We start from the raw sequence: 14,177 nt of genomic DNA on the forward strand, positions 1-14,177 counted from the left end.
AAAGTTTCACGAAATTTAGCTTTAACCTAAATAAAAAAGGCAAGCTTCAAGAAAAGAAGCCTGCCTTTTTTAAGCAAAATAATGATATAGAATGAAGTCTAAATTTATACGAATTTGATCTAAGGGCTTAATTTATAAGAGCTGCTTCCCAGTCCTTAGCTTTAAAGCCGATAAGAACAGCGGTTTCGGTAATTAATAGAGGCCGTTTTACCAGCATACCGTCAGTTGAGAGAAGATCATACATTTCTTCTTCGCTCATATTCGGTAATTTTTCTTTGAGGTTTAGACCTCGGTAAACCAAGCCGCTTGTATTAAAAAATTTCTTTAAGGGTAAGCCGCTTTTTTTATGCCATTTTTTAATCTCGGCAGCTGTAGGATTTTTCTCCTTGATATGCCTTTCGGTATAAGAAAGTCCATGATCATCAAGCCATTTTTTTGCATTTATACATGTAGTACATTTCGGATAATAAATAAAAATCATCTTTCCTCCCAAATTATTTCCCGTAAGCTTTTTCCAAGAATTCGGCGGCATGTTTATTTTTAGGTTCTTTTTCCAATATGTATTGAAAAGTTTTTATTGCATCTTCTTTCTTTTTTAGGCGCATTTGAAGGATGCCTTTGATGAGCATGGAATCGGTCTTAATGCCGAACATTTTTTCTGCAGCTTTTAAAAGATCGAGGGAGACTTTTGTTTGTCCCATTTTATCAAGACAGAAGACGAGGTTGTGTAATAAGAGCCTTTCTTCCGGTTTAGCCCTAAGCATCTTTCTGTAAAGAATAGCGGCTTTTTGGTATTGTCCGGCCTTTCTTCGGAATAAAGCAAGCTCAGGATCAAAATTAACTTTTTTGCCTTGACTCATTAAAATTTCAAGCTGATTGCCGGCATCTTCCCAACGCTCGCATTTTTCTAAAAATAGCACATAGTCTCGCCTTATGTAGATATTCTTTCCCCATTCATTTAGATATGAGTTATATGCTTCATCAGCTTCCTTATTTAATTGTAAATTTTCGTAAGAGGCGATAATTCCTATTTTAGCTTCTTCATCTTTTTCATTGATGCTCAAAGCTCTTTCATACCAGTTTAGGGCAAGGTCGGGAATGTTCAGTTTTATGTAGCAGCAGCCCATGGCGTTAAAGATGCCTGAATCGGCTCTTCCGTTTTGAATAAGGGCTTGAAGATGAGGCAATACCTCTTCGGGAGGGTTATCGATATGGGCAGCGGTAATTATTTTATAATAATAAATATCGTCCGCATCGCAGACGCCGCTTGCTTCGGCCCGCAGGATTGCGGCACTAAGTTCCTCCCAGCGGTATGCTTCTTGAAGGGCGAGCATTATGCCGTAATGCGGATAAGGATTTTCAGGTTCATGCTCAAGTGCACACTTATAATGTCCCAAGGCTGTGTTGGTGTTCCCCATGGAACGCTGAGCCTCGGCTGCTAGGAGGCGTATTTCGGCATCGCTTCCAAAGGTCTTAATAAAGATGCGGGCAGCAACGGCGGCTCTTGAATAATCGCCCCGCTCCATATGTTTTTTGATAACGCCCATTGCAAAAAAGCGATCCGAAACTCCGTCATCGGGAATCTCAATACCAAGTTTTGCAAAATCTTCGGCCGCTCCGGCAGCATCGCCCAGCTGCATCTTGATCATTGCAGGGTACCATTTTAGCGCCGGATCATCGGGTTCGAATTCGCAGGCAGCCTCATATTGGCCTAGGGCCTCCGGAAGATAGCCCTCCATTTTTAGGGCGTGAGCAAGATAGAGGCGCGGAGCAACTCCGTCTATGCCGTTTTTTATTGCAAAGCTGAACATTTGGCGAGCCATATCTGCGTTGCCGTTTCTTAATTCATAAATTCCTTCAACAAAAAGAGAATTTAAATATCCGGCATTCAGCTTTGTATCCGAAGGAGCAAACTTTAAGGCTTCTTCAAATGTTTCTCTGGCAAGGCGGGGTTTTTTCCATTTTAGATAGGCCGAGCCGAGCATTGCCCTTGTTTCAAGAGGATGGGGATTGAGCTTTAAGCTTTTTTCAAGACAATAAACGGCTCTGTCATATTGCCCCGCCGCCAAATATGAGCGGCCCAAAAAAAAGAAACCCATAGGAAGGTCTGTACTATTTGCAGACGAGTCCGATGAGCATCTTTTTATATAGGCCTTACCATAGGCTATGGATCTGCCGTAATTGTTTACGGCAGCCCAAGCCCTTGAAAGGTATAAATATATTTCGGGATTTCCCTTTTTTTCGCCGTAAAAGGGAGAAGATACTTCGGCTAAGCCTTCTGCGGCTAATTTTTCTAAAATTAAAATTGAAGTCTTATAGTCGCGTTTTTTTCCGGCTTCAATAGCTTCATTTATAAGCGCATTTACAGACTTAGCCATAAGTTTATTTTCTTCCGGCTTGAACCAAGGTTACAGCCGAGGTGGTGATTATGTCGTCTACCGAGCAGCCTCTGGAAAGGTCGGATATGGGCTTTGCAAAGCCTTGGAGGAAGGGGCCGAGGGCCTCTGCTCCGGCAATCCTCTGTACCAGTTTATATCCTATGTTTCCGGCTCCGAGGTCTGGGAAGATAAGGGTATTGGCCTGTCCTTTTACGGGAGAGTCGGCGGCTTTCTTTTGCATAACGGAAGGAACAATGGCGCAATCCAACTGGATTTCTCCGTCAAAGACAAAATCGGGTTTTCTTTCCTCTAAGATTTTTACGGCTTCGCGGACGCGTAAAATATTTTCATCCTTGTCGCCGCCCGAACCCTTGGTAGAAAAGGAGAGCATTGCAACAATCGGCTCAACTCCTGCAAAGGTTCGGCAGCTAATAGCAGCGGAGCAGGCAATGTCGGCCAACTGTTCCGAACTGGGAGTCGGAATTACGGCACAGTCTGAAAAGATAAAGACTCCGTTTGCTCCGAGTTTAGGATTTTTTGTGTCCATCAAAAAGCAAGAAGAAGCGGTTTTCATTCCCGGAAGAGTTCCGATAACTTTTAAACCTGCACGGAGAACATCGGCTGTTGTGTTTAATGCTCCCGCAACCATTGCATCCGCCTTATCTTGAACCAACATCATCGCTGCGAAGCCCAGCTCCGCACTCATTTCTATTTTAGCCTGTTCAAGGGTCATACCCTTGGCCTTTCTTTTTTCGTAATAGCTTTCGGCAAAAGAATCGAGCCATTCCGATTTTTTCGGATCGATTATCTTGATTCCGTCAAGTTTTACCCCTGCCTTAGAAGCTGCCGCAGAAACAGCATCATCGGAACCGATTAAAAAAAGCTCCGATACCAATTTTTCGTCTACGATAGATCGGGCTGCTTTGAGAGTCCTTTCTTCAGTACCTTCAGGCAAAACAAGGCGGTTAGCATACATCTTTGCCTTTCTTTTCATTTCATCTACAAAACTCATAATTTTTTCTCCTTAATCTTTTCCGTATGTTTAAATTGGACTAACAATTTTATTTACATTGTATTTTAGCACTTTTCAATATTTATGTCTAGCAAAGCATCTGTTCAAAGATGAGCTTTTTTAAGGTTCAAGCTCCAAACTAACCTCGCCCGAAATTAACTCATTTTTTTTGCCGTCCTCGGTTTCTATGATAAGATGCCCTAAATCGCTGATTCCCAAAACCAAGGCTTGATAGGGGATGCCGGCAAAGGGAAGAACTCTTACCTTTTTTCCCGTAAGGAGGGAGAGGCTTTTATATTCTTCCATTAAGTTTTTTTGAGAATGTAGACCGTAGAGAGCTTCAATCAGGCTCGATATAATAGAAGAAGCTAAAACATTCCGGTTGAGGGAAGGAGCTTCGGCTTCACTAAAAAATGAGCCGATTTCGGTAAAAAGTTTGCCGGCTTCGGCAAAGAGCGAGCCGGCCTTGTTTTTAAGTTCGGGAGGAAAATTAGCCTCTTTTACATTGAGACCTATGCCGATAATTACGGCCTGCACTGAGGAAGTTTCCATATCGATAATTCCCTCGCTTAAAATGCCGCAGATTTTTTTTCCGTTAAGATAAATATCGTTTACCCATTTTATTTGCGGAGCAAAGCCCAGAGCCTTTAAGCAGCGGCAGATAACCGTTGCCGAAATTGCCGTGTAAAGAGCGGAAGCGGGCACTTCCTTTTCAGTCCTTGCCGAAATTGAGGGGCAAAAAATCAGACTAAAATATAAACCCGCCCCTCTCGGCGAATAAAAACTGCGTGAAAAGCGGCCTCTCCCGGCGCTTTGATGCTCGGCAAAAAGAACCGTTCCGTGAAGGGACTCGGCTCTGCTTGAAGAAGTTAAACGCCGTTTCGCCTCGGTATTAGTGGAATCTATTGTCTTAAAAACTTCAATCTTCCCCTTGCAAACAGATTGAGCAAAGGCAGATAAGTTCTTTTCAATTAAAAAAGCGTTCAGTACATCTGAAGAGGATTTTAGAATATAGCCCTTGTTCTTTCCGCCTTCAATTTCATAACCTTCATCCCTTAGCTTTTGCACGGCCTTCCAGACAGAAACCCTGGAAAGGCCTAAGTGCAAAGCCGCTTCTTCGCCCGAAAGAGGTCTTCCGTTTTGTTCTATAAGCATATCCAAAAGTATATCGCTCGTCGTTCTTGATATAAGTTCTTCCATGAAAATCTTTTAAAATAAGCCTCCTTTAAAATACCCCGTCCTTTAACATTAAAAGGAATTCTAGCATATTTCTTCTTTTTTTTCTATTGCAACCTTTTTGGAAAAGCTTTGTCTATAGTCTTATAAGGTGAAACTATGTTTTATAAAGAATATATAAACTATATTGAAAGCGATGATTGGGAAACCGTACATAATTCTTTTTCAGTCAAAGCTCCCGAAAATTTTAATTTTGCTTATGATATAATAGACAGAATGGCGAAGGAATACCCCGAAAAGGAGGCTCTCGTCTGGTGCGATGAAACCGAAGAAAGGATTTTTTCGTTCGGAGAATTGGCAAAGCAGATAAATAAAACGGCCAATTTCTTTAAAGCCATGGGAATAGGAAGAGGCGACACGGTTTTGCTTTTTTTGCGAAGAAGATACGAGTTTTGGTTTGTTCTTCCGGCCCTGCACAAAATAGGGGCAATAGCCGTTCCTGCAACGGTCCAACTCGCAGCCCACGACATTGAATACCGTATTCAATCCGCCAATATAAAAATGGTAATGGCCGTACAGGAAAAGAATTTACAAGAAGAAATTCAAAAAGCTGCCGAATCCGCTTATAATAAGCCCCTTCTTGTCTGGGTACATGATGAAATGGAGGGCTGGATTTCCTTTGATGAACTCGTAAAAAATATGAGTGAAGATTTTACACCTTCTCAGGGAGAAGCCTACCCTTGCGGAAAGGACATAGCTCTTTTGTACTTTACCTCAGGTACTTCGGGTAATCCCAAAATGGTGGAGCATAATTTTTTATATCCGCTTGGGCACATTGCGACCGCAAAATTTTGGCAAAACGTCAAGGAAGGCGGAAGGCACTTAAGCGTTGCCGAAACAGGCTGGGCAAAGGCCATGTGGGGAAAAATTTACGGTCAGTGGCTCTGCGGCTGTTCCGTATTTGTGTACGACATGAAAATGTTTATCCCTAAAAACATGCTCGAAAAATTATCAAAATACAGGATAACTTCCTTTTGCGCACCTCCCACCGTTTACAGGTACTTAATCCGCGAAAAAATAGAAGATTACGATTTATCCTCATTGGAAGAATGTACAACGGCAGGAGAGGCCCTTAGCATGGACATCTTCACTACATTTAAAGAAAAGACCGGAATAGAATTACGGGAAGGCTACGGGCAAACAGAGCTTACCCTCACAACGGGAACCTTCCCCGGCATGAAAATCAAACCCGGCTCGATGGGAAAGCCCGCCCCCGGCTATGAGATAGATATTATCCGCCCCGACGGATCTTCTTGCAAGGCAGGAGAATCGGGGGAAATCATCTTGCGTTTGGATAAAAAGGTTCCCTTCGGAATGTTCGGAGGCTATTATAAAAATGAAGAAAAAACGGCCGAGGTTTTTAAGGACGGAGTTTACCACACGGGAGACGCCGCCTATCGGGATGAAGACGGTTATTTTTGGTTTGAAAGCCGAACCGATGACCTTATAAAAAGCTCCGGTTTCCGTATAAGCCCCTTTGAGGTGGAGTCGGTTCTTTTACAACATCCAGCAGTCTTTGAATGTGCGGTAACAGGCGTCCCCGACCCTAAAAGAGGACAGGCTGTAAAGGCCTTTGTTGTTTTAAATAAAACCTATCAACCGAGCCAAGCCTTGGAAAAAGAGCTTATGTTCTTTGCAAAGAAAAATGCGGCCCTCTACAAGGCCCCGCGTTCTCTCGAATTTGTAGAAACGTTGCCTAAAACCCATAACGGCAAGATAAGCCGGGCTGCAATCAGAAGCCGAAAGGCCTGATAAAAGTCGACGGATAAAAACCGGCCTTGACAGAGAAGCCGTAAGCAAGTAGACTTTGTTCTATAAGCTGTTCTGTAGACAGCCTGACATAAAAAAAGTTCTTTAATAAAGAACAATAAAGAGTACAAAAATGCGGAAATTTACGCAAAAAGGAGTTTATATGAGAAGAGTTGTAATTACAGGCCTCGGTGCCGTAACCCCCATAGGAAACACCCTGGATGAAACATGGGAAGGAATCAAAGCAGGTAAATGCGGAATCGGAAACATTACCCAATTTGATTGTTCCGATTTTAAGATTCAGATAGCGGCAGAAGTAAAAAACTTTGACGCTTCACAATTTATGGATAAAAAAGATGCCCGTAAAATGGCGCGGTTCACTCAATTTGCCGTAGCCGCAGCTTCGCAGGCAATGAAGGATGCCGGCCTTTCAAAAGAAAACATCGATGCAAACCGCACAGGTATAATACTCGGAAACGGTATAGGCGGTTTTGAAATCTATCAAGAGGCCTTTAAAAAATACTTTCAAGTTGCTCCGGATCGTATTCCGCCGATGACTGTTCCCCTTCTTATTCCGAATGAGGCAGCCGGAAACATAAGTATGCAGTTCGGCATAAAGGGACCGTCTTGGACATTGGCTACAGCCTGTGCTTCCGGTACCGATGCCCTCGGAAATGCTTTAGACCTTGTCCGCTCAGGAAGGCTTGATGTATGTGTATCAGGCGGTACGGAAGCTACAATTACCGGTTTCGGCATAAGCGGTTTTACGATTTTGCAAACCCTCGCCTCAGGCGATCCTGCCAAGGCTTGCTGTCCCTTCGATAAAAAGCGTTCAGGCTTTGTAATGGGCGAAGGCTCAGGCATTCTCATTCTTGAAGAATATGAACATGCAAAAAAGAGGGGCGCTAAAATATATGCGGAATTTGCAGGCTATGGAGCTTCCTCCGATGCCTACCACTTAACCAGCCCCGACCCCTCAGGTGACGGAGGAGCATTGGCCATCACCAACGCCCTCGCCGATGCAGGCGTAAAACCTGAAGAAGTTCAATACTATAATGCTCACGGAACATCGACTCCGATTAACGACCCTGCAGAAACGGCCATGATTAAAAAAGCTTTTGGAGACCATGCATATAAAATGAAGGTTTCTTCAACCAAATCGATGATAGGCCACTGTTTAGGTGCCGCAGGAGCTCTTGAAGCTATTTTCTGTATAAAGGCAATGGAAGATGGATTTTATCCCCCGACCATCAACCTAACCGAACCCGACCTTGAAGCCGGCTGCGATTTGGACTATGTTCCGAACAAGGGCGTCAAAGGCGAAATAAACTGTGCCGCCTCAGGCTCTCTCGGTTTCGGAGGCCACAACGGCGTCGCCGTCTTCAAAAAGATAAAGTAAGGGCTTTTTAAAAAACTCTAATTAGATAAGCTAAAACCGAAACAATACATTTAACTTCGGCCCTCGGAATTTCCGTACCGAAGTTAAATGTTCAATTCTAAAAGAAAAAGAAATCGAAGACTTCATAAGAATAAATTTTTCAAATAAAGTAGGATAAAAAGATTTAATACAAATTATTGACAGAAAGTAATTAATTATTATATAATAGTATAAGTAAGGAAAGTAAGGAGGTGTTTTATGGAGCTTGCAAAACTAACATCTAAGGGTCAGATTACAATTCCGCTTGCGATAAGAAATATGCTCGGATTAAAAACCGGCGATAAAGTTTTTTTTGAAGAAAGCAGAGGAAAAGTTTATATTACAAATGCTTCTCAAATAACTTTAGCAAATATTCAGACTCAAATGCAAGGAGAAGCAGAAAAAGCCGGCTTTCAAACAGAAGATGACGTTATTGCTTATATTAAAGAGCTAAGGAAAAAGAGTTGAAGATTTTCATAGATTCAAACATTGTGATTTCTGCGATACTTTTCCCTGATGGTAAGGTTGCTAAAGTTTTTCTCATTTGCTTGAAAATCATACGGTAATAATTTCTTCATATACAAAGGAAGAATGCAAAAAAGTTTTTGAAAATAAATTTCCATTTAAAAAAGAGTTATTGGGTATTTTCTTTGATGGAATTACTTTTGAAGAATTTAAGAGTCCCGATACAATTGATGAAAATAAATATCCAAAAGTTCGTGATATAAAAGATTTGCCGGTTCTTGTATCCGCAATTTTATCTGATTCAGATATTTTGATTACGGGAGACAAGGATTTTGAAGATGTAAAAATTGATAAACCGTTAATTTTTACACCATCAAAATATTTCGAATTGATTGCTGAAAAGTATGGATATATTTAGGGGTGAAAATAATTTTAAAAACCGGAGGATAAAATTAAAATGGATAATTGTATATTTTGTAAAATTATCCGAGATAGAAAACTTATAAACTAATGCCATATGTGTACATATAAATTTTGAACGGTTTTTTGTTGGTTGAAAGAAATAAGTTTTTGAGGTAGAATATGGATAGCCCTAATGTGTATAAGAGGCGGCGGCAAAGGAACTGGAATACGATGAAATTGATTAGTTGGAATATGATTGTCAGATTTCACTGCTGATAAAAAACGAAGGAAAGGTAAAATATGAAAACTACTTTAAGTTATTTTAAGATACTATTTGATTTTTTTAATAAATACGTTCTTTTTCTCAAAAAACAAGTAACTCCGTTTTTAACTGTTGCAGGAGTAATGTTTTTAAGCCTGATATGTGTGGCTGTTGTTTTATTTAAATTGAGTGAAAAAATAAATTTTTTAAAATTACTAAGTTTTTATGCTTTTAGTTTGAGTTTTATCTTTCTGGTTATATTAATACCGATTGCTAATATTAAAATAGGAAAATCATTAACTATAATATCGCATAAGTCATACTTCTATTTTATATTTTTTATCGGCTTGTTCGTATGGCTTATTTTGTCAGAAACAATTAAGTTTTTCCCTTCAATTGATTATACTAAAATCTTTATAGATAATACAGTAAATATTATAATCACTATATATGCTTTTCTTACAATAGCTTGGTTTTCTTATCATTTGGTTTATACTAATGAGTTATCAAAATTACGAAAAAATTTGCAAATCTATATTGTTTTAATCACTTTTTTTCAGCTTTTTGTACTCAAAAAATATATGAATTTTGACTATTGTATATCAATATTAGTTATTACCTATACCTTTATTCAGTATTTATTTGAAAGTAAAAATCTTGAAATGGAAAATAATAAGAAAATATTATAAGGATATGCTGATGATGCAAATATTGTCAGTTGCATAGAAGATAAAGAAAGGAAATTTTATTATTACGGTTTAACTATTCGGCAAAAAATTATATAAAAACTACAAAGGAGATGATGTTAGAAAAAATGTATAAAAATGAAAGTAAAGACAATCATTTTACTTGGATTCCGTTTTATGAAGAATTCGCACAAAAATTACTTTTATACAAAGATAAGAGAAAGGAATTAACTCAAATAGTATATAAGCTAAAGCCTGACTATATAAATTATTTAAAATGGAAACCTGAAAATAGTAATGGGTCAGATAATCCAGAAATTGACCCATTTAGTATTTTTGGAATCTTTAATAGAGGCATCAAAAAATCGAACCGCCTTGATATTATAGAATATTTCAAAACTGCTTTTGAAATTACTTCAAATATTCCTTCAGATTTCGACAGTATACCGACTTTAAATAATCAACGTTCATTTTTCATTAATTCAAATGCTCCTTCTTTTTCTAAAGATATAGAAGTATTATGGAATATGTTTGAAGCTACATTAAAAAATGACGAAATAAATCTAAACTCTGCATTTGATGAAGCTGCTAAACATAATGGATGGGGCGAAGCAATGCTTACAATGGCATTATATTGGGTTGCCCCCAATTCATTTCTTGCTTTAGATTCAAAAAATAAAGAGTTTTTGAAAAAAAATAATTTTCTTATACCGGCTGAGATTACTTTTCAATCATATAAAATACTCCTTGATAAAGTCAGAGCTGAGATGCAAAAAATAGAATCTGCTTTTAAATCATTTCCTGAATTTTCATATTTAGCATATTTAGATGGAGATACTGAAAGAAAATATTGGTCCGGTGGAATTAAATGGGATAAAAAAGATAAAAAAAATGAGTTTATTAATGGGAATTTTTGGCAAATAGGTTGGGATAAAGGACATGAATCTAAAGGAGCAAAACAAGCCTGGAAAAATATAAAAAAAGTAAAGGTCGGTGATTATCTTGCATTTCATAGTTATGGCGGCACAAATGATTTAACCATTCATTATCTTTCAGAAATTATAAGTGTATTACCGGATGAAGGAAAATTATCAATAAAAAAATTGCCGGGGAATAATTACTATAAAGGCAAAGGTCCTAAAATGAAATCAGGTACATGGTTTGGTACTTTAATCCCTGTAACTGGAGATAAAGCAATTGACACAATATTTCATGTTAATTCGAATACAACAGGAGAAAATCTTATGAATAATGCATATATTACACAGTATATTAATTTCCTTAAAAAGCACCACAATATAATTTTACACGGTGCTCCCGGAACCGGGAAAACTTATCTTGCAAAGCAGATAGCTAAACTCATGGATGCAGAAACGGAATTTGTTCAGTTTCATCCAAGTTATGACTATACGGATTTTGTTGAAGGGTTAAGACCTGTAAATAATACCGATAAAACTAACATGATGTTTGAACGCAAGGATGGAGCCTTTAAGGCTTTCTGTAAAAAAGCCGTTAAGAATTTACAAGATAGTAAAAAATCTATTCATGAAATGCAGAAAGAAGTTTCCTTCAAAGATAAATTTTTTGAATTGCTTGATAAGATACGTAATGGAGATTTAAAGGAGTTACAGCAAAGAACAAACATTCCTCTGGATATTTTACAAGTAACAGATAATGATAATATCGTTGTTAAAACAAAGGCTTCTGGGAAAGAAACAACATACATTGTTTCTTACGATCGTCTTGAAAAACTGTCAAAAGTGTTTGTTGATAAACAAAGTTTGGATAATATAAAAAATATTGATAAAGAATTTAGAAATGTGATAGGAGGCTCTCATTCTTCTGCATATTGGGCTGCATTAAATTGGATTTATACAAATCAAAATTCTTCAAGTATTTTGGAAATCTCTGAACCTATAAAGCAAAAAGATTTTATTTTTATTATTGATGAAATCAATCGTGGAGAAATCAGCAAAATTTTTGGAGAACTTTTCTTTTCCGTTGATCCCGGTTACCGTGGTAAAAAAGGACTTGTAAAAACACAGTATCAGAATCTTGTTGAAACAGGCGACATTTTTGAAGACGGTTTTTATGTTCCCGAAAATGTTTACATCATCGGTACAATGAACGATATTGACCGCAGCGTTGAAAGCATGGATTTTGCTATGAGACGAAGGTTTGCTTTTAAAGAAATTACGGCAGCTCAAAGTGCGGAAAATTTTGAGCTTTCAGAAAACACAAAAACACGTATGGAGCGCCTTAACAATGCAATAAGCAAAATTGACGGTCTTAATTCTGCATATCATATAGGAGCTGCTTACTTTAAGCAATTGGATGATGACATGGAAACTTCTGATGAGCTTTGGGAAAATTCATTGCATGATCTTCTTGTTGAATATTTAAAAGGAAGCGGAAATGAAGAAAGCAATCTTGAATTATTAAAGAATGCTTTTGATATGATAAATATTGAATAATTTTTATGGCTATTTTTAAAACAACAGACAATAACGGCGGCAAACGCTTGCAAGTCATTAATCAAGAATATGGAGAAACTGATTTTAAGGCAGCCGTAAGTGATATAAAAAGAATTTCAAATAAAACGCTTGCAGAACTTTCAACGGAGGAAAACCTTTTGCTATTTCCGACAAAGTTGGAAGATTCTGCAGACTTACTAAAAGAGTCAAAACTCGGAAGCCTTACAAAATCAGACAAGGAAGAAGATTATATTTTTTCTACGGAAAATATAGCGGGATTCATTGGCATAAATGATACTGATATTTCCATAACCTCACGATTTGCAAAAAACGAAGATGATTATTTTTTTCATTACATGATTCAAAAAGTACTAAACCTTAATATTACAAACCTCAATTTTTCATCTTCACAAGAAAATGCATTAAACTTACTTATTTATATATTCCCACGGCTTTTGCAAAAAGCTCTCTCTCAAGGTATGTACAAAGAATATAAAACTTTTCATAAAAATGATGAAAATATCAGGGGTGTCATTGAGATTTCCCGTCATATTCAAAAAAATATTCCCTTTGAAGGAAAGATTACATACAAAACAAGAGAATATTCTTATGACAATACAACAACAGAACTTGTACGGCACACGATTGAATATATCTCAGCCAAAAAAGATATTGCCGGTATTTTAACTTCTTCTCAAGAAATTCGTGATGCTGTCAAAACAATCAAAATGGCAACGCCTCTTTACAATTCAGGTGAAAGACAAAAAATAATAGCTGTTGCTATAAAAAAACAAAACCATCCGTATTTTACCTATTATGTTCCGCTAAAAAAATTATGTATTCAAATTCTTCAAAATAAAAAAATAAAATTTGCACGGCAGAAGAATCGTGTATACGGAATTTTATTTGACGTTTCATGGCTTTGGGAACAATACCTTGCAACAATATTAAAACAAATCGGATTTTTACATCCTGAAAATAGAAAAGGAGTAGGGGGAATATCTGTTTTAACCAATAATATCGGCCGATTTATTCCTGATTTTTATAGAGATGATTTTGTGCTGGATGCTAAATATAAACCTTTTGATAAAAGGAATCCGCCTTCCGATGATTTAGCCCAAGTTATAGCATATATGCATATTATAAAAACTATGAAGGGAGCTTACATATATCCATCTGAAAATGAAAATGAGACAATTTTAAATGAGTTAGGAGAAATAAAGGGGATGGGAGGGATGCTTTACCTATGTCCTTTTTATATTCCGCAAAATTGCAGCACTTTTTCGGAGTTTTCAGAAAAAATAAGAAAAAAAATGGAATCAAAATTAAGAAGATGGATAAATTCTGATGAATTCTGATAAAATCGATTTACGTACAAATGGTAAAAGAGATTGTAAAAGCCGAAAAAAAACAATCGGAGGGAGATATAAAGTTATCGACACTTATTGATTATGTTGATAGTATTGGAATGGGGCTGGAAATAAAAATATACCCTAAATTAGATAACTCAAAAGTTAACGAAGAAGTTTTGTTGAGAATATAAGAGAGAAAAAGTAGAGAAAAGAGTTAAGGAGAGTATAGCTGTGAACATACGGATTATGACTGCAAATGACTACGACGCGGTATATGCGCTGTGGATGTCTTGTACAGGGATGGGGCTTAATACTATAGACGATTCAAAAGAAGGAATTACTAAATTTTTAATACGTAATCCCGAAACATGTTTTGTCGCCGAAAGCGGAGAAAAAATTACCGGAGTCATCTTGACCGGAAATGATGGTCGCAGGGGATACATATATCATTTGGCTGTCAGCCCTGAATGCCGCAAGCAAGGAATAGGTGCACAGCTTTTGTCCGCCGCCTTGAAAGCTTTAAAGAAAATCGGCATAGTCAAAGTTGCATTAGTTGTATTCGGTAAAAATAAAAGCGGAAATGATTTTTGGGAAAAAATGGGGTTTACTTCGAGAGACGATTTGATATATCGAAATAAAGCTCTGACCGACATCTGCCGCATAGATACGTAGCCGATGGAGTATACAAACTGATAATAACATAGATACAATGCGATTACTTGAAAAACCTGATATTTTAATGTA

12 protein-coding genes and 1 pseudogene are annotated in these 14,177 nt (G+C 37.6%); 9 read left to right on the forward strand and 4 right to left on the reverse strand.

The annotated features are described in order from the left end of the window. Positions 1–127: 127 nt before the first annotated feature. The 4 genes from HGJ18_RS12535 to HGJ18_RS12550 all read right to left on the reverse strand — a co-directional run bounded on the left by HGJ18_RS12535 (position 128) and on the right by HGJ18_RS12550 (position 4,590). Positions 128–481 (reverse strand): arsenate reductase family protein, encoded by a 354-nt coding sequence (locus HGJ18_RS12535; protein WP_010689334.1) that lies wholly within the window; start codon positions 479–481, stop codon positions 128–130. A 13-nt stretch (positions 482–494) separates the two neighbouring features. Further along, complete coding sequence (locus tag HGJ18_RS12540; RefSeq protein WP_253696921.1) at positions 495–2,378, reverse strand: tetratricopeptide repeat protein; 1,884 nt, start codon at positions 2,376–2,378, stop codon at positions 495–497. Between the two features lie 4 nt (positions 2,379–2,382). Then, entirely contained in the window at positions 2,383–3,390 is a 1,008-nt protein-coding gene (pta, locus tag HGJ18_RS12545; RefSeq protein WP_253681328.1) for a phosphate acetyltransferase, read from the reverse strand. Between the two features lie 120 nt (positions 3,391–3,510). After that, entirely contained in the window at positions 3,511–4,590 is a 1,080-nt protein-coding gene (locus tag HGJ18_RS12550) for a biotin--[acetyl-CoA-carboxylase] ligase (RefSeq protein ID WP_253696923.1), read from the reverse strand. A gap of 135 nt (positions 4,591–4,725) precedes the next feature. Between HGJ18_RS12550 and HGJ18_RS12555 the strand changes: the two genes are divergently transcribed. The 9 genes and pseudogenes from HGJ18_RS12555 to HGJ18_RS12595 all read left to right on the forward strand — a co-directional run bounded on the left by HGJ18_RS12555 (position 4,726) and on the right by HGJ18_RS12595 (position 14,105). Continuing rightward, positions 4,726–6,378 carry an AMP-binding protein gene (locus tag HGJ18_RS12555; RefSeq protein WP_253696925.1) on the forward strand — a complete coding sequence of 551 codons (1,653 nt, stop codon included), beginning with the start codon at positions 4,726–4,728 and terminating at the stop codon, positions 6,376–6,378. 160 nt (positions 6,379–6,538) lie between these two features. Next, the gene (gene fabF, locus HGJ18_RS12560) at positions 6,539–7,774 is read left to right on the forward strand and encodes a beta-ketoacyl-ACP synthase II (protein ID WP_253696927.1); all 1,236 of its coding nucleotides are present in this window, start codon (positions 6,539–6,541) and stop codon (positions 7,772–7,774) included. Positions 7,775–8,011: 237 nt separating this feature from the next. Next, positions 8,012–8,260 (forward strand): AbrB/MazE/SpoVT family DNA-binding domain-containing protein, encoded by a 249-nt coding sequence (locus HGJ18_RS12565; protein WP_002666876.1) that lies wholly within the window; start codon positions 8,012–8,014, stop codon positions 8,258–8,260. Next, positions 8,257–8,675: pseudogene (locus HGJ18_RS12570) on the forward strand (putative toxin-antitoxin system toxin component, PIN family). Before HGJ18_RS12565 ends, HGJ18_RS12570 begins: the two are co-directional and overlap by 4 nt. A gap of 284 nt (positions 8,676–8,959) precedes the next feature. Beyond that, complete coding sequence (locus HGJ18_RS12575) at positions 8,960–9,610, forward strand: hypothetical protein (protein WP_253696930.1); 651 nt, start codon at positions 8,960–8,962, stop codon at positions 9,608–9,610. 125 nt (positions 9,611–9,735) lie between these two features. Further along, positions 9,736–12,081, forward strand: a complete 2,346-nt coding sequence (locus tag HGJ18_RS12580) for an McrB family protein (RefSeq protein WP_253696932.1) — start codon at positions 9,736–9,738, stop codon at positions 12,079–12,081. Between the two features lie 5 nt (positions 12,082–12,086). Further along, a complete protein-coding gene (locus tag HGJ18_RS12585) occupies positions 12,087–13,439 on the forward strand; it encodes an McrC family protein (protein WP_253696933.1) in 1,353 nt (450 codons plus the stop codon). Between the two features lie 20 nt (positions 13,440–13,459). Further along, positions 13,460–13,624: a hypothetical protein gene (locus tag HGJ18_RS12590; protein ID WP_253696935.1), complete on the forward strand. Its 165-nt coding sequence runs from the start codon at positions 13,460–13,462 to the stop codon at positions 13,622–13,624. A 40-nt stretch (positions 13,625–13,664) separates the two neighbouring features. Further along, positions 13,665–14,105: a GNAT family N-acetyltransferase gene (locus HGJ18_RS12595; RefSeq protein ID WP_253696936.1), complete on the forward strand. Its 441-nt coding sequence runs from the start codon at positions 13,665–13,667 to the stop codon at positions 14,103–14,105. Positions 14,106–14,177: the final 72 nt, after the last annotated feature.

The sequence above is a fragment of the Treponema denticola genome (assembly GCF_024181405.1).
GTDB classification, from domain to species: domain Bacteria; phylum Spirochaetota; class Spirochaetia; order Treponematales; family Treponemataceae; genus Treponema_B; species Treponema_B denticola_D.